This is a genomic window from Monashia sp. NPDC004114 (genome assembly GCF_053603855.1).
The window spans coordinates 24,409-47,217 of record NZ_JBSGGK010000001.1 but is presented as its reverse complement, the minus strand read 5'-3'; the positions used below and the strand labels follow the sequence as shown (position 1 = coordinate 47,217).

Genomic DNA, 22,809 nt, shown 5'->3' with positions numbered 1-22,809 from the left:
AGCCCCCACCAGCAGCCCACAGCCAGAGCCAGCGTGAGGAGGCCCTCGTGGCTGACAGACACAAGATCTACTTCGAGCCGGTCGACATCGAGATGGAGGTCGGCGAGGACGAGAAGATCCTCGATGCCGCGTTCCGTCAGGGGATCCATCTCATGCACGGGTGCCGCGAAGGCCAGTGCTCTGCCTGCAAGTCGTACGTCCTCGACGGCGACCTGCAGATGGAGCGCTACTCGACCTTCGCCTGCAACGACGCGGAGGTCAACGAGGGATACGTCCTGCTCTGCCGGGCACACGCCTTCAGCGACTGCACGATCGAGCTGCTCAACTTCGACGAGGACGAGCTGCTCGGCGGGTTCGCGATCCAGCAGGTCCGGACCGAGGTGACCGCGATCGAGCCGATGACACGCGACATCGTCTCGTTGCGGCTCAAGGCGATCGAGCCCGAGGTCTACGAGTTCAAGCCGGGGCAGTACTCCGACATCGGCATCCCGGGCACCGACGAGCACCGCTCGTTCTCCATGGCCACGACGCAGTCGACGCCGGGCGAGGTCGAGTTCCTCATCAAGAAGTACCCGGGCGGAAGGTTCTCGGGGCTGCTCGAGGACGGCCTGTCTGTGGGGGACGAGCTCCAGCTGACCGGACCGTACGGCTCGTTCACCCTCAAGGAGGGGCACGTCCTGCCGGTGGTCTGCATCGGCGGCGGCGCCGGGATGGCCCCCATCCTGTCGCTCCTGCGGCATATGAAGGAGACCGGCAACACCCGGCCGGTCCGCTTCTACTACGGCGCACGGACGGCCGCGGACCTCTTCCTCGTCGAGGAGATCACGCAGCTGGGGGAGTCGCTGACCGACTTCGAGTTCGTCGTGTGCCTCTCCGAGTCACTGCCTTCCGAGTCACTGTCCGAGTCACTGCCCGAGGCGGGCGAGGGTATGCCGCTCGGCTTCCTCCCGGAGTCCGGCAACGTCACCGAGGTGGTGGAGCGGCGCGAGCCGGAGATCCACCGCTGCGAGGTCTACCTGTGCGGGCCGCCGCCGATGGTCGACGCCGCGCTGACGCTGCTCGACCAGCAGGGCGTCCCCAAGGACCAGGTCTTCTACGACAAGTTCACCAGCCCGATCACGACCTGACGCTGCCCTAACGGTGCCTGACCGCGCCTGACCGCGCCTGACCGTGCCTGACCGTGCCTCACCCACCACCCATCCCGTCCACACACAACAACGGAGTTGACTGACATGGCGGACATCACCGACCAGAAGACGCGCAGCTTCCCCAAGATCGAGTTCACGGACTCCGAGGCCGGCGCCTTGGACTTCCCGAGCTCGAAGAGCCGCACGTACAACTACTTCACGCCGGCCAAGCTGCGCTCGACGATGTACGAGGACGTCACCGTCGACGTCCAGCCCGACCCGGACCGGCACCTGACGCAGGGCTGGATCTACGGGTTCGGCGACGGCCCCGGCGGCTACCCGCAGGACTGGACCAAGGCCACCTCCTCGAACTGGCATGCGTTCCTGGACCCCAACGAGGAGTGGGACCAGACGATCTACCGCAACAACGCCGCGGTCGTGCGACAGGTGTCGTTGTGCCTGGAGAACGCCAAGCGGGCCGGCGCGTACCAAAACTGGAACCACGCCTGGGTGAAGTTCATCGAGCGCAACCTCGGCGCCTGGATGCATGCCGAGCACGGTCTCGGGCTGCACGTCTTCACGGCGGTTCAGCGGTCCGGCCCGACGAACATGATCAACACCGCGGTCGCCGTCAACGCGGCGCACAAGATCCGGTTCGCCCAGGACCTGGCCCTGTTCAACCTGGACCTGTCCGAGGCCGGCATCGGGTTCGACGGCGCCGCGCACGTCGAGGTGTGGCGCAGCGCCCCGGAGTGGCAGCCGACCCGCGAGGTCGTCGAGCGGCTCACGGCCGTCGGTGACTGGTGCGAGCTGCTGTTCGCGACCAACGTCGTCTTCGAGCAGCTCGTCGGGGCGCTGTTCCGCAGCGAGCTCGTCATGCAGATCGCGGCGCGCAACGGCGACTACATCACGCCGACGATCGTCGGGACGGGGGAGAACGACTACTCGCGCGACCTGGCCTACACCCGCAACCTCTTCCAGCTGTTGACCCGCGACGAGGAGACCGGCGGGGCCAACCGCGTCGTGTTCGGCGAGTGGCTCGCCACCTGGGTGCCCCGATGCCTCGACGCCGCCCTGGCGCTGCAGCCGATCTGGTCGCAGCCGTCGGAGAAGGCGGTGACGTTCGCGTCCTCGCTCGAGGCCGCGAAGGACAAGTTCCGGTCCCTGCTCCAGGAGATCGGGCTCGACATCCCGAAGGAGTTGGACAAGTGAGCATGCAGTTCGGATCCGATGCCTCGTTCTCGAACATGTGCGGGGTCACCCTGATGAACACCCCGGTGGGCCGCATCGTGGCCCAGGTCATGGGCAGCAAGCCCGGCGTCGAGCTCACCGAGTACCCCTCGATGATCCGCGTCGACGGCGAGCGAGTCCTCGACTTCGACTACGCGGAGCTGTCCGACGCGCTGGGCGAGGACTTCGACGGCTCGGTGTTCGAGGAGATCAGCTCTACCCACTACGGCCGCATGGTCCACCTCGACGACCGCACCCTGCTCTTCGCGAGCCCCGAGGACGCAGCCGAGTTCATCGGCTTCGACCTCACCGCCCCCGCCGCACACTGACCCCCCGTCGAGTGGCCGCGTCCCCAACGTCGAGTGGCCGCGTCGTCACACCAGTCGCACGTAAGGCCGCCCCTTCGCTGGGCACGTGTGACGACGCGGCCACTCGACGGGACGCGGCCACTCGACGGCCCGACCACACGACGAAGTGAGGAAGTCATGTACGAGAAGAACGGCGAGAAGTACTACGTCGTCGACGCGCACGTCCACATCTGGGACGGCCGTGCGTCCAACATCAAGAACGTCCACGGCAAGCAGTTCATCGACTGCTTCTACGACTACCACAAGAACCTCAGCCCGGACGAAGCCCTCTGGGACTACGACACGTACACCTACTACGGCGGTCAGCGCCTCCTGAAGGACCTCTTCCAGGACGGGTACGTCGACCACGCCATCTTCCAGGCGACCTTGCTCAGCGACTTCTACACCAACGGGTTCGGCCAGACCGAGGAGGCCTTCGGCCTCGCGCGCCAGCACCCCGACAAGCTCACCTACAACCACGCGTACGACCCCCGCAACGGCGAAGCCGGCCTCGAGCAGCTGCGCCGTGATGCCGAGCGGATGAACCTCAAGGGAGTCAAGCTCTACACCGCGGAGTGGCACGGCGACTCGCGAGGCTACAAGCTCGACGACCCGTGGTCGCGGCGCTATCTCGAGGAGTGCCTCGAGCTCGGGATCAGGAACATCCACGTCCACAAGGGCCCGACGATCCGTCCGCTCGACCGCGACGCCTTCGACGTGGCCGACATCGACAAGGTCGCCACCGACTACCTCGACCTCAACTTCATCGTCGAGCACGTCGGGCTGCCGCGGCTCGAGGACTTCTGCTGGATCGCGACCCAGGAGTCGAACGTCTACGGCGGTCTCGCGGTCGCGATGCCGTTCATCCACACACGCCCTCGCTACTTCGCGCAGATCATCGGTGAGCTCCTCTACTGGATCGGCGAGGACAAGATCTTCTTCGCCAGCGACTACGCGCTCTGGACGCCGAAGTGGCTGGTCGAGAAGTTCGTCGACTTCCAGATCCCCGAGGACATGACCGAGTACGCCCCGATCACGACGGAGCAGAAGAAGAAGATCCTCGGGCTCAACGCGGCGGCGATGTACGACCTCGACGTGCCCGTGGAGCTGCGCCTGCCCACCGAGGCCGGCCAGACGACCGTCGAGGTCGCCGCCGGTGCCCGGGAGAGCGTGCCGTCATGAGCGCCGTCGCCATCCGGGCGGCCGTCGCCATCGAGACCCAGGTGCTGGCAGCGCTGGCCACGGTGCTCGACCCGGAGCTCGACGAGCCCATCACCGACCTCGGCTTCGTCCGGTCGGTAGCCATCGACGACGTGGGCGTCACGGTGCACCTGCGGCTGCCGACGTCCTTCTGCTCGCCGAACTTCGCCTACCTCATGGCCTCGGACGCGCAGGACGCCCTCCGGGTGCTGCCCGAGGCCGGACGGGTGACGGTGTGCCTCGACGACCACCACGACTCGGACAAGATCAACGCGGGGCTGGCGGCCGACGCCGGCTATGTGGGGACCTTCGGGTCTGAGGCGCTCGAGAGTCTGGACGACCTGCGCCAGACCTTCCGGCGCAAGGCGCACACCGCCGCGACGGAGCGCGCCGTCATGGGCCTGCTGCGGGGCACCGCCTGGACTGTCGAGGAGCTGCACGAGCTGGCGCTCGGCGACCTGCACGCGGGCCCCCACAAGGACGCGCTGGTCCGGCGCCGGCGCGACATCGGGCTCGGGGTCGGCCCGGCCGACAAGGTGCTGGTCGACGACGCCGGCCGCACCGTCCCGCCCGAGGCGGTGTCGACCCGGCTGCGCTTCGCCAAGGCGGTCCGCATCTCCATCGAGGGCAACGCCCACTTCTGCCGGGGCCTGCTCGCCACCCGCTACGCCGACTCGGACGGCAGCGAGCTCGGCACGTCCGTCACCAACACCAGGAGAGCGTCATGAAGGCCGTCCAGGTCGTCGGGTACCACACCGACCTCCAGATCCGGGAGGTGCAGGACCCACGGGTCGAGGGACCGCTCGACGTCATCGTGCGGATCGGTGGCGCGGGAGTGTGCCGGACCGACCTGCACATCCTCGAGGGCCAGTGGGCCGAGAAGTCCCAGGTGTCCCTGCCCTACACGATCGGTCACGAGAACGCCGGCTGGGTCCACGCCGTCGGCAGCGCCGTGACCAACGTGCAGGTGGGTGACAAGGTCATCCTGCACCCGCTCATCACCTGCGGGCTCTGCCGCGCCTGCCGCTCCGGCGACGACGTCCACTGCGAGAACAGCCAGTTCCCCGGCATCGACACCGATGGCGGCTACGCCGAGCTCCTGCGCACGACGGCCCGCAGCGTCGTCCGGATCGACGACAGCCTGGAGCCCTCGGACGTCGCGGCGCTCGCTGACGCCGGCCTGACGGCATACCACGCTGCGGCGAAGGCCGCCCGGGTGACCCGTCCCGGTGACACGTGCGTCATCATCGGGGCCGGTGGCCTCGGCCACATCGGGATCCAGGTGATGAAGGCGATCTCCGGGGCCACCGTCGTCGTCGTCGACCGGAACCCCGAGGCCGTCAAGCTCGCGCTCACGGTCGGCGCCGACCACGGCGTCGTCGCCGACGGCACGCACATCGACCAGGTGCTCGAGCTGACCGGCGGCAAGGGCGCCGAGGCCGTCGTCGACTTCGTCGGCGAAGGCGGCGCGACGTCCGAGGGCGTGGCGATGCTGCGCCGCGCAGGCAGCTACTACGTCGTCGGCTACGGCGAGAACATCGACGTCCCGACAATCGACATCATCTCGACCGAGATCAACTTCGTGGGCAACCTCGTCGGCTCCTACAACGACCTGCAGGAGCTCATGGTCCTCGCGGCCCAGGGCAAGGTGGCGCTCCACACGAGCAAGTACCCGCTGGAGCAGTTCCAGGCGGCGATCGACGACCTCGACGCGGGCAGGGTGCGCGGTCGGGCGATTCTCATCCCCTGACGGCCCGACGGGGTGCGGCACCGACGCTGCCGCACCCTCCGGCCGGGGCGACCCGGCGGCCGTCTGAATCGAACGAGGAAGGCAATTCCACTCATGGCAAAGGAACTTCGCTTCAACGAGGAAGCGCGACGACTGCTCGAGTCCGGTGTCAACGCCTTGGCCGACGCCGTCAAGGTGACGCTCGGTCCCAAGGGACGCAACGCGGTGCTGGAGAAGCTCACCGGCCCGCCGACCATCACCAACGACGGCGTCACCATCGCCAAGGAGATCCAGCTGCGCGAGCCGTTCGCCAACATGGGCGCCCAGCTGGTCAAGGAGGTGGCGATGAAGACGAACGGCGCGGTCGGCGACGGCACGACGACCGCGACCGTGCTTGCTCAGGCGATGGTCCGCGAGGGCCTGCGAGCCGTCGACGACGGCGCCAACCCGATGCGGGTGCGGCGGGGGATCGAGCGGACCGTCCCGGTCGTCGTCGAGGCACTGCGTGAGAGCGCGCGCGAGGTCGACGACCGGCTGCAGCTCGAGCGGATCGCGACCATGGCCGCGGGCGACGACGACGCGATCGGCAGCGTCATCGCCGACGCGGTCTCCCGCGTCGGGACCAAGGGGATCGTCAGCACGGAGGAGTCCGACACGCCAGGGCTCTCGGTCGACGTCGTCGACGGCATCGAGTTCGACCACGGCTACATCTCGGCATACATGGTCACGGACAAGGAGCGGATGGAGACCGTCTACGAGAGCCCGGTCATCCTCCTGACGAACAAGAAGATCACCCAGGTGCAGGACATCATGCCCACCGTCGAGGTGGCCAAGCGGGCCGGCCGGCCCCTGGTGGTCCTCGCAGAGGACGTCGACGGCCCGGCCCTGCAGCTGCTCGTCGGGGGCAACATGCACGGCACGATGCGGTCCGTCGTCGTCCGGGCCCCGGGGTTCGGGCACCGTCGCGTGGCCGAGCTCGAGGACCTCGCCGTCGCCCTCGGCGGCCACGTCGTCGCGAAGGACACCGGGGTGGAGCTCGCCGAGGTGACCCGCGCGCACCTGGGCTCCTGCGACCGGATCACCATCACCGAGCACAGCACGACGATCGTCGGTGGCCACGGCGACCCAATCCTGATCGACGCGCGAATCGGCCAGCTGGAGAAGCAGTTCGAGCGGGCGCGGATCGACGCCGACCAGGACAGCCTTCAGCTCCGGCTGGCCCGGCTCTCCGGCCGCGTCGCGGTCGTCACCGTCGGCGCGGCGACCAGCGTCGAGCTCAAGGAACGGATGCTGCGGGTCGAGGACTCGCTCGCCGCGACGAGGGCCGCGCTCGAGGAGGGCGTCGTCGCCGGAGGCGGCACGGCCCTCGCGCAGGCCCAGTCGGTGGTCGACCGGGTCGAGCTGACGGGCGACGACGCCGTCGGCCGCGAGGTCGTGCGCCGGGCGCTGCCCGAGCCGCTTCGATGGATCGCGATCAACGCGGGCTACGACGGCGACGAGGTGGTCCGCAGGGTCTCGGCCGGTCCGGTCGGACACGGGCTCAACGCCCTGGACGGCGGGTTCGTCGACCTGCTCGACGCCGGGATCATGGACCCGCTCAAGGTGACCCGCGCCGCCCTGGAGAGTGCTGCCTCGATCGCCGCCCTGCTCATCACGACCGAGACCGCGATCGTCGAGCAGGTCGACGTGAACCCGGGCGCCATCATCGCCCCCGGCTTCGGCGACCTCGCCGAGGGCATGGTCCGTCCGAGCAACATCTACTGACCCGCCGACGGTAGGTGACGACGATGGGCGACCAGAGCCTGCTGGGAGCCGTCCTGACGGTGGTTGCCGTACTGGTAGCGGTGGTGCTGCCGAGGCTGCTGCTCGGCTCGCATCGGCTCGCGCTGCTGCTCGACCTTGCCCTGCCGGGCAAGCCCGGCAGGTCCACCCGAAAGAACCTCGGCCGCTCGGCCCGTCGCGGTACGTAGAGCGGCCGCCTGCCTCGGCGAAGAGCCGAGGCACCTCGAAGGGGCCGCCCTCATGCCAGGGGCGGCTCCTTCGATGTTCTCCGCCGCTCTCGCGCGGTCAACGCCGGACGACGCGCAGAGTGCGGACCTCGAAGGCCCCCAGCTCCAGCTCGACCGACCCGTCGGCGGCCACCGGGTGGGCGGCCTCGAGAGGCTCCTCGAGCAAGGAGGCCGACACCACGGTGCGGACGGGCAGCCCAAGCCGGATCGTGCCCCTCGTCCGTCCGCCGAGCGACTCGTAGACACGCACGACCAGGTCACCGGACCGGTCGGCTGCCTCCTTGACGCTCGACAGGACGACTCCTTCGCCCTCGACGACAACGAGCGGCTCGAAGCCATGCTCGCCGGCCACCCGCCGGGCCGGCGTGTTCATGAGGGCCCCCTCACGGGTCGCGACAGCGGCGTCGGCGCCGATGACCAGGCCGTAGCGGTGGGTCTGGACGCCTTGGTCGGTCTGGGGGTCGGGAAACCTCGGAGCCCGCAGCAGTGACAGCCGGACGGTCGTCACGACCCTGCCATCCACGACATCGCGGGTGACATCGTGACCGTAGATCGAGTCGTTGACGAGCGCGACGCCGAAGCCGCGTTCCTCCGCGAGCACGAACCGGTGCATCGATGTCTCGAACCGCGCCGCCTCCCAGCTCGTGTTGGTGTGCGTCACTCGTCGATGGTGCCCGAACTGTGTCTCTGCGGTGACGTGCTCGGCACGGACATCGAGCGGGAATGCGACCTTGAGGAACGTCTCGGTCTCGTGCCAGTCGGTCTCCTGGTCGATCTCGAGCACCCGCGACTGCGGCGCAAGCGAAAGTACCTGTCGCACAGTCGAATCGGCAGAGATTCGTCGGTCGACCGTGACCCGCGCGACTCCATCGCGAACCTCGGTAGACACCGCGCTCGCCTCGCGCACATCGGTGACTCGGTTGCGATAGTGGCGGTCCACGTCCCAGGCGTCCCACCGGTTGGGGAGGTCCTGATGGAGCTGCAACAGGTTGCCCGCCGCGCCGGGAGCGATCGCATCGCGGCCGGTGGCGTGGTCCACCGCGGAGGTGATGAGCCCCTCCGGGCTGACGGTCACCGCCACCACTCCGTTGTCGAGCACCCAGCCACTGTCAGGGCCGCCGACGGCTTCGAGCCGGACAGCCGCGGCCTCGCCGGCCCGCTCGGGTGAGGCGCCGACGACTCCCGTATGCCGTTGGCCCGGCGTCGTCCCCCGGGTGACCCTGGCGACGTGGGTGACCTGGGCGACCTGCTGAGCTGCGCCAGGTGCCACGTGGTTGCGCTCGAAGGGCGATGCGTTGGCCTCGAGCGCGAGCGTGCCCTCGCCGACGAGAGCACGCAGGCTCCGCGCGATGATGCCTTCGGTCGCGTCGGCGACTCGCTGGTACTCGGCCACCGCCTCACGATGGACCCAAGCGATCGAGGTGCCCGGCAGGATGTCGTGGAACTGCTGGAGCAGCACCTGCTTCCAGAGTGCGTCGAGCTCGTCGTGAGGGTAAGGCACGTCGGCGCGGACGGCCGCCGTCACCGCCCAGAGCTCTGCCTCGACAAGCTGGTGCTCGGTTCGGCGGTTGCCCTGTTTGGTCCGGTGCTGCGATGTCAGCGTCGCGCGGTGCAGCTCGAGATACAGCTCGCCGAGCCACACCGGCGGGTTCGGCAGCTCCCGAAGCGCCTTGTCGAAGAAGGCATCCGGATGCTCCCAGCGCACCTTTGCGCTGCCTTCGAGGTCGGCGAGGCGGGCCGCCTTGCCGGTCATCTCTCGCGTGGTGCCGCCTCCGCCGTCGCCCCAGCCGACGGGTGCGATGGACCCGGTCGCGAGGCGGCTCTCCCGGAACTGCCGCGAGGCCTTGGCAACCTCCGCGCCAGACAGCTGCGAGTTGTAGGTGTCCATGGGCGGAAAGTGGCTGAGGACGCGTGACCCGTCGATGCCCTCCCACACGAACGTGTGGTGTGGGAACGGGTTGACCTGGTTCCACGAGATCTTCTGGGTGAAGAACCACTCGAAGCCAGCCCGTTTGATCAGCTGCGGCAACGCCGGGGAGAAGCCGAAGCTGTCCGGCAGCCACACGCCGCGGCACCGCACGCCGAGCTCCTCCTCGAAGAACCGCCGTCCGTAGAGGAACTGGCGCACGAGGGACTCGCCCGACGGCATCACGGTGTCGCTCTCGACCCACATACCGCCGAGCGGCAGGAAGCGGCCGCCGGCCACGGCCGCCTTGACCCGCTCCCACACCTCAGGGCGGTGCTCCTTGACCCACGCGTACTGCTGGGCGCTCGACATGCCGTAGACGAAGTCGTCGGTGGCCTCGATGAGCGCGGCCATCGACGCCGTCGTCCGCGCCACCTTGCGGATCGTCTCTCGCACGGGCCACAGCCAGGCCGAGTCGATGTGCGCGTGGCCGATCGCGGAGATCTCGTGGGCGCTCGCCTCCGCTGGCCGCGACAGCACATCGGCGAGGACCGCTCGGGCATCGATCGCCGTTTGCGAGATCCGTTGCAGGTCAAGACGATCCATCGCGTCGTCGAGCGCTTGCAGAATCCGCATCCGGCGTGGTCCGTCGGGTAGCTCCGCCTGGAGCTCGAGGAGCACTTCCACGTCCAGCGCCAGCTCGTGGACGTCGTGGTCGAAGACGGCAAGGTCCATCCGCCGAGTCGTGTAGAGGCGGCGCTCGGAAGCGGTCGACACATCGCCCTCCGCGGTGGGCCGGAAGGGGTGCTCGCCGAGCAGCACGGGGTTCGACGCCGCCTCGATGAAGAGCTCGACGGCTTGACCGCCCTGTGCCGGCTCTGACACGAGGGCCCACTGGCTGCGCGGGTTGAGCGACTTCACGGGCGTGCCGTCGGGCCGGTAGAGGAGCCCCTCACACTGGAACCCGGTCAGGTTCGTGTCGAAGCCGAGGTCGACAACGGCCTCGACGCGCCGCCCTGACCACTCCTGCGGGACGACACCGGTGATCCGGAACCACGTCGTGCCCCAGGCCCGCCCCCACATCGTCCCGACCTCGTAGGGCCGGTAGTCGAGCAGGAGCCCGTCAGCGGGGGCGACCAGCTCGCCGGGCAGCTCGTGCCACTCCACCGACAAGGGCCTTCGCTCGGCATGGACTGCCGGCCAGATGCGTTCGAGCCGGACGCGGCTCACACGGCCGGTGGTCAGCGAGATGTCAGCGTGCACACCTCAGGATCCTTGCAAAAGCCGCCGTCAGGTTCGCGTCCTGCGGTCGATGTCGTCGGTCACGCGCCGTGGCTGGCCAGGGGCGCGCCCGGGCGCAGGTCGCTCTCTTCGCCAAGATGCTCGGTGGCGCGCCACCCGGCGGCGATCAGCGCAGGGCCGAACTCGCGGGAGTGATGCTGACAGAGGTCCAGGCCGGAGAGGAGCTTTCGCCATTCCACTCTCGACTCCGCGCAACAACGATCGCAGCGTCGCATGGTGACCTCCTGATGGGGCGACGTCGCCCTGGTCGATGAGGGCGGGCCTTCGATGGGTTCGGGCGGTGGTGCGCTACGCCGCCACTGACCCCCTACCCACGTTTCCCCTCGCGTACACGTGGTCGTCGTGACGGCTTGACCGCTGCGAATTTTGATAGTTACTCTGAATTGAGAGAAGCACTCAGAAGAGTGCGACTATCAGAAACGTGTGATGGAGGCGCGTCATGGAACACATCTACGCTCGACGCTGGTGGGCGCTCGGCGCGGTGGCGGTCAGCCTGCTGGTCGTCGGCCTCGACCTGACCGTCCTCAACGTCGCCCTCCCGACGCTCGCGACCGACCTTCAGGCATCGACCAGCCAGCTCCAGTGGTTCGCGAACGCCTACACCCTGGTGCTGGCTGCGATGCTGCTACCGGCCGGCCTGACCGGCGACCGGTTGGGGCAGAAGTACGTGCTGCTCGGCGCGCTGGTGCTCTTCGGGATCGGGTCCCTGGCGTGCGCGTATGCCGGTTCGCCCGACGCGCTGATCGCCGCGCGGGCGCTGCTCGGCATCGGAGCGGCCTTCCTGATCCCGATGTCGATGTCGCTGGTGACGGCGATGTTCACCCCGGAGGAGCGGCCGCGGGCGCTGACCATCTGGGTGATGGCGACTTCCCTCGGGATCCCGCTCGGTCCGGTGCTGGGCGGCTGGCTCCTCGACCACTTCTGGTGGGGATCGGTGTTCCTCATCAACGTACCGCTCGTCGTCGTCGGCGCGTTCGCCGTGACGGCGTGGGTGCCGCGCCTGCCCGGGACCCCGGGTGGCCGGATCGACCTGCCCGGCATCGCATTGTCCGCCGCGGGTCTGGTCGCGTTGACCTACGGCTTCATCCAGCTCGGGGACCGTGGCTGGACCGACGGGGGCTCGCTCGCCCTGGTGGTCGCCGGGCTCGGGCTGCTGGCGACCTTCGCCTGGTGGCAGGGGCGGACCCCGTCGCCGCTGGCGGACCTGAGCCTGATGCGGACCAAGGTCTTCGGCTGGGGCGCGGTGCTCGCCACCCTCGCATCGTTCGGGTTGATGGGTCTGCTGTTCGTGCTGCCGCAGCTGTTCCAGGCGGTCCAGGGTGCCGACGCCTTCCACTCAGGACTGAGGCTGCTGCCGATCATCGGCGGCATGCTCGTCGGGGCCAAGGCCGCCGAGCAGGTCGCACGGCGCGCTGGCACCCGGGTCACGGTGGCGGTCGGATTCCTGCTCATGGCAGTCGGGCTCACCATCGGCGCGACCAGCGACGTCGGCGACTCGTACGGGTGGACCGCGACCTGGATGTCCTTGGTCGGCCTCAGCATCGGCTTCACCTTGCCGCCGGTGATGAGCGCAGCGATGGACGCCCTGCCGGCCCGACGTGCCGGATCCGGCTCCGCGATGATCCAGGCTCTGCGGCAGGTCGGCGGCACCATCGGGGTCGCCATCCTCGGCACCGTCCTCAACGGTGCGTACCGCGACCGTCTGGACGTGCGCGGCCTCCCGCCCCAGGGAGCCGAGCTGGCGCAGGGGAGTGTCTCCGCCGGCGTCTCCGTCGGCTCGCGGGCCGTGGCCGACTCGGCCCGCCACGCCTTCGTCCACGGGATGGACCTGGCCCTGCTGACCTCGGCCGGGGTGGCGGTCCTGGCGCTCGTGCTGACGCTCGCGTTCCTCGGGTCGCGTGGTCCGGGCACGCCTCCCGAGACGAGCGCGCCGGAACGCCAGACAATAGAGGTATGACGGAACCAGGGCTGCGGGAGCGGAAGAAGGCCAGGACCCGCGCGGCGATCCAAGAGCAGGCGATGCGTCTGTTCAGGGAGCAGGGATACAGCGAGACCACGGTCGACCAGATCGCTGCGGCGGCCGAGGTGTCGCCGGCGACCTTCTTTCGGTACTTCCCGACCAAGGAGGACACCGTCCTCTACGACGCGATGGACCCGATGATGATCGAGGTGTATCGCGCCCAGTCGCCTGACCTGACGCCCATGCAGGCGCTACGGCACACGATGCGGGTCGGGCTGGGCCAGCTCACCGAGGAGCAGCTGGAGACCGAGCGAGAGCGGATGCGGCTGTTCCAGTCGTCACCCGAGCTGCGCCCCCGCATGATGGAGAACTACTACAACACCATCGCCATGCTCGCGGGGCTCGCGGCGGAGCGCACCGGCCGCGAGCCGGGCGACCTGGCCGTGCGGGTCTGGGCAGGCGCGGTCGTCGGCGTGGTGATGGCGGCATACGTCCACTCCGGCGAGAAGCTGGACGAGGCGTTCGTCACGATCGACGAGGCGCTGGCCCTGCTCGAGGCGGGGCTGCCCCTGTAGCACGGTCGGCAAGGGAGCCGGTGCCACCGGTGAGCAGGCAGCCGGCGCGCCGTCACGCGGGAGCGGACCCGACTGCGGGTGCACACGTCGACCTGGTGCCCGGTCATGCTGGCAATCTGCACCCTCGGGCCGTCGAGACGGCAGGCTGGCGGCATGATCTACCACCTTGCAGAGCAGCCCGACTGGGAGCACGCGGTCCGCACGGGCACATATGCGCGGTCGACGCGCGGCAGCTCGCTCGACGACGTCGGCTTCATCCATGCGTCGTCCGCGGAGCAGTGGCCCGTGGTGCGCCGAAACGTCTACGCAGACCTGACCGAGCCCCTGGTGCTCCTGCACATCGACGAGTCCCTTCTCGCGTCACCTGTCGTCGACGAGATCGGCATACCGGAGACGGGTGAGCTGTTTCCCCATGTCTACGGGCCGATCAACCTCGACGCTGTCGTCGGGACCACGGTCCTCGAGCCGCCGCACGCCTGAGCGCCGCCGCACAGCTGCGCGCACGGTCGATCTACGCACGTCGCGTATGCTGCTGAGGCCAGCGTGAAAGGGGCGCCATGTCTGCGTCGCAGCCGCTGACCGGCCAGAAGCTCAGCCACCGCCCCCTCGGTGTCGCCTGGAACCACGGGTCAGAGTCGTCGAAGCACAACGCCGATCCCGATCTTCAGGTCCACTGGTACGACGAGCACACGGTGATCCTCAGGCAGAACAAGGCCGTCAACTACGAGGCGCCGTTCCTCTTCCTGCTGTTCGGCTCCGAGCGCGCCCTCCTGGTCGACACGGGCGCCACGGCTTCGCCGGGGTACTTTCCGGTCCGACAGGTCGTCGACGACCTCGTCGGATCGTGGCTCGTGCACCACCGTCGCCTGGGTTACGAGCTGCTCGTGATGCACACGCACTCGCACCGTGACCACGTTGCGGGCGACCCGCAGTTCCGGGACCGGCCGAACACCACGCTCGTTGCGGCCGATCGAGACAGCGCCTGGGGCTTCCTCGGGCTCGAGGACGCCGAGGGTGCGTGCATCCTCGACCTCGGCCAGCGTGAGCTGGAGGTGATGGCCACCCCGGGTCATGATACTGCGGCCATCACGTACTACGACCCGTGGACCGGGTTCCTGCTGACCGGCGACACCGTCTATCCGGGCCGGCTCTATATCGAGGACTGGCCCGCCTACTCCCGGACGATCGACCGCCTCATCGCCCTGACCGAGCGGCGTCCGGTCACCCACCTGCTCGGCTGCCACATCGAGATGACCCGCGAGCCCGGAGTGGACTACCCGGTCCGCACGACCTACCAGCCGGACGAGCCGCCTCTGGAGCTGGCGCCGAGTCGCCTGCGGGCGATCCGGTCCTTGCTCGACGAGATCGGGCCGACCCCGGCCAGGCGTGCCGCGCCGGACTTCATCCTGTGGCCCGACGAGTGAGCGGTATGCCGCCGGGCCCAGAGCCCCGCGCCTCCTTGTCACCGCCCTTTCCCGGTTAGTCGAGTGGGCGCCCCGTCACACTGGTCACATGTGCCCCACAGGTCACGTGAATGGTGTGACGGAGCGCCCACTCGACGTGGTGTGGCGGCTTACGGCTGGGGCGGGTGTGACGGAGCGCCCACTCGACGTGGTGTGGCGGCATCCGGCTGGGGCGGGTGTGACGGAGCGCCCACTCGACGGTGAGTGGGGGGCGGCATCCGGCTGGGGCGGGTGTGACGCAGCGCCCAACGCGCGTCGGCTCGGCGGGACTCCTAGAGCTCGGGCAGCTGGCTGATGTCGCCGGTGTGCGCGACCTCCTCGGCGATGACGCGCAGCTTGCGGTTCGTGTTCTGGCTGGCCTTCCTGAGGATGTCGAACGCCTCGTCCTCGCTGACCCTCCGGGAGGCCATGAGGATGCCCATGGCAGCCCCGATCTTGCGAGACGACCGGAGTGCCTCCTCCAGGTGTGCTGTCTGCTCTCGGCTGAGGATTCCCTCGGCTCGAAGCTCGGCGATCAGCTCGACGTCGAGATCGGCACGCTCCTCGAGGTGGTCGATCCGGCGGTGGTCCTCTGCCGAGCGGCCCTGGAGCGCGTCGATGTCTGCTCGGTTGATGGAGAGGTCGGCGCGAAGCTTGTCGACCTGGTGCTGGAGGTCGCTGCCCTGGGCCTCCTCGAAAGCACGTTCAGACATAGCGCAAGTATCGCCCGCGGAGGTCAGGTCAACCAGACCGTGTCACAGGTTCTGGGCTCTTCTGAGAGCTGCTGAGATCGGCTGGGATCGGATGAGATCCACGTAGATCGCAAGCCAACCAACGGCATTCGTGCTACGGCCCCCTGGGACTCCCCCACTGCGGCCTCGAACCGACGACAGCGGCCAAACCGCAGCGAACGGCGGCAGACACAACAGATCTCGCGGCATCTCGACTGCTGCTCCACACCTTCGCGTCCGGCCGTTTTGACCTCATGACAAATGTCATGGGTGAGATGTCCCTGATCCGCGTTGAGTGAGGGGGCCGTGCGTCTCGCCGGTACGTCGCCATGATCTGGAAGGCATCACCTTTGTCTCGACTCATCCGATCCGCGGCAGCGTTCGCGGGTGTGGCGGCCATCGCCGCCGCGACCGTTGGGGCCGCATCCGCCGCCCCTGCCACCAAAACGCTGCCCGGAAGTGTTCCCTCGTGGGCCAACGCGGCTCACCGAACCGGCTCGAGCAACAGCTCGACGACGGTGACGTTCCGCGTCTACCTCGACTACAGCGACCCCGCGGCTGCTGCGGCATACGCCAACGCCGTGTCCACCAAGGGCAGCTCGCTGTTCGGGCACTTCCTCACCCCGGCCCAGTTCCGCGCGAAGTTCTCTCCGAGCCAGACCAGCGTCGACAGCGTGTCGAGCTGGCTCAGGAGCCAGGGCTTCACCGTGGGGGCCGTGCCGGCCAACCGCAAGTACGTCGAGGCGACCGGTTCAGTGGCGCAGACCGCTGCGGCGTTCAAGACGACCTTCTCGCAGTACTCGGTGCAGGGCCACAACGTGCGGGCCAACTCGAGCGCGCTGACCATCCCGGCCAGCCTCGGACGGGTCGAGGGCGTCCTCGGGCTCGACGAGTCGCAGACGCTCGCGGAGCCCGCCCTCAAGCTCCCTGCGCCGGCCGGGTTCCGCAACGCACAGCCGTGCTCCAGCTACTGGGGTGAGAAGACGACGGCCAACACGCCCCAGACCGGCGTGCCGGCCAGCCCGAACTACGGGTACGCCCCGTGCGGGTACAGCGGCGCGCAGCTGCAGGGCGTCTACGGCGTCGACAAGGTCATCGCCGGCGGCAACTCCGGCGAGGGCGTCACGGTCGGCATCATCGACGCCTACGCGTCGCCGACGATCGAGTCGGACGTCAACACCTACTCGACCCGGCACCACCTGCCGACGCTCAAGCCGGGCCAGTTCACCCAGGTCGTGGCGCCCGGCACCTACAACCGGGCCACCAACAACAAGCAGGACCCGACCGGTTGGGCGGGCGAGGAGACCCTCGACATCGAGGCGGTCCACACCATGGCTCCGGGTGCGAACATCACCTACATCGGTGCGCCGAACAACTACCGCGACCTCGACGCGATCATGAACAAGGTCGTGGACGGGCACCTCGCCGACATCGTCAGCAACTCCTACGGCTACGGCGGCGAGGCGCTCCCGACCGGCTACATCAAGCCGCAGCTCGACACCCAGATCCAGGCTGCCGCCGAGGGCATCTCGCTGTTCTTCTCCTCGGGCGACAACGGCGACGAGACCGGCGGCAACCCCGCCGCCGCGGCGGCCGCCACGCCGGACTGGCCCGCCTCGAGCCCGTTCGTCACGGCCGTGGGTGGCACGTCGATCGGCGTCGGGCAGGACAACAGCCGGGTCTTCGAGCTGGGCTGGCAGAGTGGCACATCCACCCTCAAGAACGGCTCGTTCCCGTCGGCCAGCTACCTCTACGGAGCTGGTGGCGGCACGTCCCGGATCTTCACCCAGCCGGACTGGCAGAAGGGTGTCGTTCCTGACGCTCTGGCCCTCGGCCAGACCAGCGGGGGCCGCAGCCAGAAGATGCGCGTCGTGCCGGACGTCTCGGCTATCGCCGATCCGAACACGGGCATGCTCGTCGGCGAGACGCAGCAGTTCTCGGACGGGGTGTACTACGACGAGTACCGCATCGGTGGCACGAGCCTCGCGTCCCCGATCTACGCGGGCATCTTCGCCCTCGTGGTCAAGGCAGCCGGTCACGACTACGGCCTGGCCAACCCCGCCCTGTACGCCGCGCGCAGCTCGGCCTACGACGTGACGAAGAACGACCTCGCCACGTACCCGGGCACGGTGCGCGTCAACTACGTCAACAGCGAGAACGACAAGAACGGCCTCGCCTACGTCCTGCGCACCTTCGACCAGGACCAGAACCTCACGATCCACGTCGCCAACGGCTACGACGACATCACCGGTGTCGGCTCGCCCAACGGGTCGGCGTGGTTCAACGCGGTGGTCGGCTACACGGGCTGACCGTCACCACAGAGGTATGCCGCAGCAACGCGAGCGGGCCCGGCCATCACGGCCGGGCCCGCTCGCGCCCGTTCCGCGCCGGCCAAGAAGCCGGGTCCGGCCGCTCGACCCGAAGGTATGCCGTCTCGTGGAGTCGAGTGGATAACCTGACCCCGTGCCCGCGGACCGGACCGACCTGGCAGCCCCGACGTTGGGGGCCGCCCATCGTTCGCTGCGCGACGAGGTGGCGGACGAGCTGCGCGACCGCATCGTGAACGGGACTCTCGAGCCCGGGCAGCGCCTCGTCGAGCGGGTCCTGGCCGAAGAGCTCGGGGTCTCGCGCGTGCCGGTGCGTGACGCGCTCGTCCAGCTCCGGGGCGAAGGCTTCGTCACCGAGGTCCCGCGCAAGGGGGTCTTCGTCACGGCGATGTCGGAGCACGACGTTCGGGAGCTCTTCAACGTGCGAGAAGCCCTGGAGGTGCTGGCGGTCCGGCTGGCGACCGAGGGCACGGACCAGGCCGAGCTGCGACGGCTGCGGGAGATCCTCGACCAGTCCGCAGCGGCGATCCGTGCCTCCGACGTGCTGGAGGTCGGGCGCTGCAACCAGGCCTTCCACGACCAGATCACCGCGATGGCGCACAACGACCTGCTCGCCTCGATCCTCGAGCCCTTGGAGGGCCGGCTCCACTGGCTCCTGCGGCAGAACGACGACCCGAGCACCTTCCACGACGAGCACGAGGAGATCTATCGGGCTGTCGCGAGCGGCGATGTCGTTGTGGCGCAAGAGGTCTCACTCAGGCATGTCCGCACGAGCCGCGACGTCTGTCTTCGGCTGCTCTCGGCCCGCCAGCAGCTCACGTGACCACACCTGACGCGGAGAGCCGCGACTCGGCGAAACGGGCCTGCCGCCAGGTGCCGCCCGCGAGGACGTCCGCGATCACGCCCACGGCGTCCCACACGTCGGTGTACCTCGTGTAGAGCGGCGTGAACCCGAAGCGCATGAGGTCCGGCGCCCGGAAGTCGCCGACGACGCCCCGCTCGATCAGCGCCTGCATCTTGGCCCAGGCGTGCTCGGTCCGCAGGGACACCTGGCTGCCACGCCGGGCGTGCTCGCGAGGGGTGACCACCTCGACGCCGAGGTCGCGCAGCGCGGTATCGACGAGCTCGATGAACAGGTCCGTGAGAGCCAGGCTCTTGGCCCGGACGAGGGACAGGTCGACATCGGCCCACACGTCGAGGCTCGCCTCCAGCCCGGCCATCGACAGCAAGGCGGGTGTGCCGACACGGAAGCGGGTGACACCGTCGGCCGGGGAGTACGGCACGACGAAGTCGAACGGACGGGCGTGTCCGTTCCAGCCCGTCACGGCAGGGCGCGCGGCGTGCTGGACGTCCGCGGCGGCATACAGGAACGACGGGGAGCCGGGCCCGCCGTTGAGGTACTTGTACGTGCACCCGACAGCGAAGCGGGCGCCGGCGGCGCCGAGGTCAACCGGCACCGCGCCGACGCTGTGGCACAGGTCCCACACCATGAGGGCGCCGGCCTCGTGGACCTTCCGGGTCACGGCCTCGAGGTCGTGCATCCGGCCGGTGCGGTAGTCGACGTGCGTCAGCACGACGACGGCCACGTCGTCATCGAGAACGTCATCGAGAACGTCATCGAGAACGTCGTCGAGGACGTCATCGAAGGCCGGCCTGTCATCGAAGGCCGGCCCGTCGTCGACGAGCCGGCGCTCGAGGCCCAGCAGCTCTTGGACCGCCTCGATGACGTAGAGGTCGGTGGGGAAGCTGGCGCGTTCGGACACGATGACCGACCGGCCCGGCCGCAGCCGGGCCGCTGCGACGACCACCTGGAACAGGCTGCTCGATGTCGACTCGCCGACCACGACCTCACCCGCACTCGCGCCGATGAGAGGCGCGATGCGGTCGCCGAGCGCGCCGGGCTTGGCGAACCAGCCGGCGGAGTTCCAGCTGCCGATGAGGCCCTGGCCCCACTCCCGCTCGACGAGGTCGGCGACGCGGGCGGCCGTGTGGCGGGGGAGGGCACCGAGCGAGTTGCCGTCGAGGTAGATGACGCCGTCCGGCAGGTCGAACCGCTCACGGAACGCCGCGAGCGGGTCCTGCTCGTCGAGCCGGACGCAGTCGTCCCTCGTCAACCGGTGGCTCCGTCCCGGCTTCACGAGGGCCGGGTCGACCTGAGGAGGGGCGGCGTGTGGGATCACCGCACCCTCCCCAGGAAGCTCGCGGTCCGCTCGTGCTGGGGGTTGTCGAGCACGTCGCGCGCGGGCCCGTCCTCGAGCACCCGGCCCCCGTCCATGAAGACGACGCGGTCGGCGACCTCTCGGGCGAACCCGATCTCGTGCGTCACGACGAGCATCGTCATGCCCTCTTCGGCCACCTGCTTCATCACGGTGAGCACCTCGCCGACGAGCTCGGGGTCGAGCGCGCTCGTGGGCTCGTCGAACATCATCAGCGCCGGGCCCATGGCCAGCGCCCGGGCGATGGCCACTCTCTGCTGCTGGCCTCCGGAGAGCTGGCTCGGGTATGCCGCCGACTTGTCTCCCATGCCCACCTTGCGCAGCAGGTCCTCGGCCTCCGCGACGGCCTGCTTGCGCGGTCGCCCGAGGATCTTGACGGGTCCGTAGACGACGTTCTGCAGCACCGTCATGTGGCCGAACAGGTTGAAGTGCTGGAACACCATGCCGATCTGCTGCCGGGCCCTGGCGACGTCGCGCTCGCGCTGCTCGTAGAGCTCGTCCGACCGCAGCTCGTAGCCGACCCGCTCGCCCGCGACCTCGACGACGCCGCCGTCGACGGGGTCGAGGTGGTTGATGCAGCGCAGCAGGGTGCTCTTGCCCGAGCCGGACGGACCGAGGATGCAGACGATCTCGCCGGTGCTTACCGTGAGGTCGACGCCGCGGAGCACATGGTTGGCGCCGAGCCACTTCTGCACGCCCTCGACGCGGAGCATCGTCCCTGCGGTGGCCTGCCCGGCAGACGGTGTCGTGACGGGTGTCGTGGCCGGTGTCGTGGCCGGTGTCGTGGCCGGTGTCGTGGCCGGTGTCGTGGTCATGACGAACCTCCGGTGACGGGGCGTCGCGCGCGCCGGCTGCCCGGCTGGGACACGTTGAGCCGCTTCTCGAGGAAGTACTGCCCGATGCTCGCGATGGTGACGAGGATGAGGTACCAGAGCGTCGCCACGACGAGCAGCGGCAGGATCTTGAAGTTCTGCCCGTAGATGAGCTGGGCGCGGGTGAGCAGGTCGCTGCCGCCGATCACGGACACGAGCGAGCTGGCCTTGAGCAGCCCGATGAACTGGTTGCCGGTCGGCGGGATGATCACGCGGATGCTCTGGGGCAGCACGATCCGTCGCAGCGCCTGGCTCCGGGTGAGGCCGAGGCTGACCCCCGCGTCGGTCTGCCCCGGCGGGACCGAGATCAGCCCGCCGCGGATGATCTCGGCCATGTAGCCCGACTCGGCGAGCGAGAGGGCGCACAGCCCGGCGGTGAAGCCGGAGATCAGCGTGTTCGTGTCCCGGCCGAGGATCGTCGGGAAGAGCACCGCGAGGTTGTACCAGAGGAGCACCTGGACGAGCATCGGCACGCCGCGGAACAGCCACACGTAGACCCGTCCGAGCGTGCTGGCCACCCGGTTGTCGCTCTGGATCATCAGGGCGACGAAGAAGGCGAGCACGATCGAGATGAGCATGCTCAGGATGGACAGCTGGATCGTGACGCCGACGCCTCGAAGGATCGTCGGGTGGAACATGTACTGCGCGGTGACCGACCAGTCCATGTTGGGGTTCGACCACTGCGACGAGACGAACCACGCCATCACCGCGAGGGCGACCACTGCGGTGACGAGCTGCCCGTACCGCCGCCGGCGCCGCGCCCGGACGGGCGCGGACGCCGGCTCGTCGATCTCGGCCGGCCCGCGCACGAAATGCCTCTCGCTGGGCTGCACGAGCGTCTGCATGGTCAGCTCGTCGCCAGGTTGATGCCGGGAGTGGGCAGGTTGATGACCTCGACGTCCCACTTCTTGAGGATGCTCGCGTAGGTGCCGTCCTCGTGGATCGCCTTGAGGGCAGCGAGGAACGCGTCGCGCAGGGCCGGGTCGTTCTTGTTGAACGTCGCCCCGAGGAACACCTTCTGCTCGAAGTCGACCGGGAGCGAGTCGAGCTTGTTGCCGGTCTCGCGCTGGATGACCGAGACCGCCATGTCGGGCCAGAAGATCGCGTCGACGCGGCCCGAGGTCAGCGCGAGGTTCTTGTCGCTGCTGTTGGGGAACGAGATGAGCTGCGTCGGCGGCTTGCCTTCCTTGGTGCAGGCCGCGGCCATGAGGTCGACGAGTCGCTGGGCGTCGCTGCCCTTGACGTCGCCGATCTTTATGCCGCAGCCACCGTCGACCGCGCTGGTGATCCCCTTCGGGTTGCCCTTGGCGACCATGAACACGGTCCCGGCGTACTGGTAGTCGAGGAAGTCGACCTGCTCCTGGCGCTTCTTCCGGTCGGTCATCCCGGCGATGGCGGCGTCGAACTTGCCGCTCTGCATGCCGATGAGGAGCTGGTCGAAGGGCACCTTCTGCCAGGTGACCGGAAGTCCGAGCTTGGCTGCCATCGCCTCCATGAGGTCGACGTTGAACCCCTTGATGCCGGTCTCGCCGATGGGGGTGAAGTTGGCCGGCTCGAAGTCGGGCTGCGTGCCGACCGCGAGGTAGCCCTTGTCCCGGAACTTCTGGGGCACCAGCTTGGCCAGTGGAGCGGTCTCGTCGAACCCGCTCCGGGCGGTGGCCGTGGACGACGAGGTCGGCGGCTCGTTGACGCCGCAGGCCGCTGCCCCGAGCAGGGCCACGCCGCATACGGCGGTCACGGCGATGGTGCGGCGGGTCAGCTTGAGGGAGTTGTGGATGGTCATGCTGTGTGTCTGCCTCTCGGCTAGCCGGGCCGCGGGCGCGGCGCCGGACCTGG

The 22,809-nt window shown here is 69.0% G+C and carries 21 protein-coding genes; 14 read left to right on the top strand and 7 right to left on the bottom strand.

Annotation, left to right across the window (positions count from 1 at the left end):
• Window positions 1-47: 47 nt before the first annotated feature.
• From ACWEOW_RS00215 to ACWEOW_RS00180, 8 genes are all read left to right on the top strand, one after another.
• Entirely contained in the window at window positions 48-1,127 is a 1,080-nt protein-coding gene (locus ACWEOW_RS00215; RefSeq protein WP_452267127.1) for an FAD-binding oxidoreductase, read from the top strand.
• A gap of 105 nt (window positions 1,128-1,232) precedes the next feature.
• The gene (locus ACWEOW_RS00210) at window positions 1,233-2,339 is read left to right on the top strand and encodes an aromatic/alkene monooxygenase hydroxylase subunit beta (RefSeq protein WP_452267126.1); all 1,107 of its coding nucleotides are present in this window, start codon (window positions 1,233-1,235) and stop codon (window positions 2,337-2,339) included.
• 2 nt (window positions 2,340-2,341) lie between these two features.
• Window positions 2,342-2,686, top strand: a complete 345-nt coding sequence (mimD, locus tag ACWEOW_RS00205; RefSeq protein WP_452267596.1) for a propane 2-monooxygenase effector subunit MimD — start codon at window positions 2,342-2,344, stop codon at window positions 2,684-2,686.
• Between the two features lie 156 nt (window positions 2,687-2,842).
• A complete protein-coding gene (locus tag ACWEOW_RS00200; protein ID WP_452267125.1) occupies window positions 2,843-3,886 on the top strand; it encodes an amidohydrolase family protein in 1,044 nt (347 codons plus the stop codon).
• On the top strand, window positions 3,883-4,632 hold the full coding sequence (locus ACWEOW_RS00195) for an iron-sulfur cluster assembly protein (protein WP_452267124.1): 750 nt from the start codon (window positions 3,883-3,885) through the stop codon (window positions 4,630-4,632). The genes ACWEOW_RS00200 and ACWEOW_RS00195 overlap by 4 nt, the downstream gene beginning before the upstream one ends.
• Window positions 4,629-5,654, top strand: coding sequence for an NAD(P)-dependent alcohol dehydrogenase (locus ACWEOW_RS00190; RefSeq protein ID WP_452267123.1), 1,026 nt, complete (start codon window positions 4,629-4,631; stop codon window positions 5,652-5,654). The genes ACWEOW_RS00195 and ACWEOW_RS00190 overlap by 4 nt, the downstream gene beginning before the upstream one ends.
• Before the next feature lie 93 nt (window positions 5,655-5,747).
• Window positions 5,748-7,397: a chaperonin GroEL gene (gene groL / locus ACWEOW_RS00185; RefSeq protein WP_452267122.1), complete on the top strand. Its 1,650-nt coding sequence runs from the start codon at window positions 5,748-5,750 to the stop codon at window positions 7,395-7,397.
• A gap of 23 nt (window positions 7,398-7,420) precedes the next feature.
• The gene (locus ACWEOW_RS00180; RefSeq protein WP_452267121.1) at window positions 7,421-7,603 is read left to right on the top strand and encodes a hypothetical protein; all 183 of its coding nucleotides are present in this window, start codon (window positions 7,421-7,423) and stop codon (window positions 7,601-7,603) included.
• 97 nt (window positions 7,604-7,700) lie between these two features.
• On the opposite strand, the gene ACWEOW_RS00175 is transcribed toward ACWEOW_RS00180, so the two are convergent.
• Window positions 7,701-10,811 carry an alpha-mannosidase gene (locus ACWEOW_RS00175; RefSeq protein ID WP_452267120.1) on the bottom strand — a complete coding sequence of 1,037 codons (3,111 nt, stop codon included), beginning with the start codon at window positions 10,809-10,811 and terminating at the stop codon, window positions 7,701-7,703.
• A gap of 59 nt (window positions 10,812-10,870) precedes the next feature.
• Window positions 10,871-11,065, bottom strand: a complete 195-nt coding sequence (locus tag ACWEOW_RS00170; protein WP_452267119.1) for a DUF7455 domain-containing protein — start codon at window positions 11,063-11,065, stop codon at window positions 10,871-10,873.
• 224 nt (window positions 11,066-11,289) lie between these two features.
• On the opposite strand from ACWEOW_RS00170, the gene ACWEOW_RS00165 reads away from it, so the two are divergent.
• The 4 genes from ACWEOW_RS00165 to ACWEOW_RS00150 all read left to right on the top strand — a co-directional run bounded on the left by ACWEOW_RS00165 (window position 11,290) and on the right by ACWEOW_RS00150 (window position 14,809).
• On the top strand, window positions 11,290-12,807 hold the full coding sequence (locus ACWEOW_RS00165) for a DHA2 family efflux MFS transporter permease subunit (RefSeq protein WP_452267118.1): 1,518 nt from the start codon (window positions 11,290-11,292) through the stop codon (window positions 12,805-12,807).
• Window positions 12,804-13,385, top strand: a complete 582-nt coding sequence (locus tag ACWEOW_RS00160) for an acyl-CoA-like ligand-binding transcription factor (RefSeq protein ID WP_452267117.1) — start codon at window positions 12,804-12,806, stop codon at window positions 13,383-13,385. Before ACWEOW_RS00165 ends, ACWEOW_RS00160 begins: the two co-directional genes overlap by 4 nt.
• A gap of 153 nt (window positions 13,386-13,538) precedes the next feature.
• Window positions 13,539-13,865, top strand: coding sequence for a DUF952 domain-containing protein (locus tag ACWEOW_RS00155; RefSeq protein WP_452267116.1), 327 nt, complete (start codon window positions 13,539-13,541; stop codon window positions 13,863-13,865).
• A 77-nt stretch (window positions 13,866-13,942) separates the two neighbouring features.
• Window positions 13,943-14,809 (top strand): MBL fold metallo-hydrolase, encoded by an 867-nt coding sequence (locus tag ACWEOW_RS00150; RefSeq protein WP_452267115.1) that lies wholly within the window; start codon window positions 13,943-13,945, stop codon window positions 14,807-14,809.
• A gap of 311 nt (window positions 14,810-15,120) precedes the next feature.
• On the opposite strand, the gene ACWEOW_RS00145 is transcribed toward ACWEOW_RS00150, so the two are convergent.
• Window positions 15,121-15,540, bottom strand: coding sequence for an ANTAR domain-containing protein (locus ACWEOW_RS00145; RefSeq protein ID WP_452267114.1), 420 nt, complete (start codon window positions 15,538-15,540; stop codon window positions 15,121-15,123).
• A gap of 368 nt (window positions 15,541-15,908) precedes the next feature.
• On the opposite strand from ACWEOW_RS00145, the gene ACWEOW_RS00140 reads away from it, so the two are divergent.
• Both ACWEOW_RS00140 and ACWEOW_RS00135 read left to right on the top strand, forming a co-directional pair.
• Window positions 15,909-17,867: a S53 family peptidase gene (locus ACWEOW_RS00140; RefSeq protein ID WP_452267113.1), complete on the top strand. Its 1,959-nt coding sequence runs from the start codon at window positions 15,909-15,911 to the stop codon at window positions 17,865-17,867.
• A 154-nt stretch (window positions 17,868-18,021) separates the two neighbouring features.
• The gene (locus ACWEOW_RS00135; RefSeq protein WP_452267112.1) at window positions 18,022-18,708 is read left to right on the top strand and encodes a GntR family transcriptional regulator; all 687 of its coding nucleotides are present in this window, start codon (window positions 18,022-18,024) and stop codon (window positions 18,706-18,708) included.
• Here ACWEOW_RS00135 and kynU read toward each other — a convergent pair.
• The 4 genes from kynU to ACWEOW_RS00115 form a co-directional block, all read right to left on the bottom strand.
• Window positions 18,701-19,999 (bottom strand): kynureninase, encoded by a 1,299-nt coding sequence (gene kynU, locus ACWEOW_RS00130; RefSeq protein ID WP_452267111.1) that lies wholly within the window; start codon window positions 19,997-19,999, stop codon window positions 18,701-18,703. The genes ACWEOW_RS00135 and kynU overlap by 8 nt on opposite strands.
• 62 nt (window positions 20,000-20,061) lie before the next feature.
• A complete protein-coding gene (locus ACWEOW_RS00125; protein WP_452267595.1) occupies window positions 20,062-20,814 on the bottom strand; it encodes an amino acid ABC transporter ATP-binding protein in 753 nt (250 codons plus the stop codon).
• Between the two features lie 98 nt (window positions 20,815-20,912).
• On the bottom strand, window positions 20,913-21,818 hold the full coding sequence (locus ACWEOW_RS00120; protein ID WP_452267110.1) for an amino acid ABC transporter permease: 906 nt from the start codon (window positions 21,816-21,818) through the stop codon (window positions 20,913-20,915).
• Between the two features lie 2 nt (window positions 21,819-21,820).
• Entirely contained in the window at window positions 21,821-22,756 is a 936-nt protein-coding gene (locus tag ACWEOW_RS00115; protein WP_452267109.1) for an ABC transporter substrate-binding protein, read from the bottom strand.
• Between the last annotated feature and the right edge of the window lie 53 nt (window positions 22,757-22,809).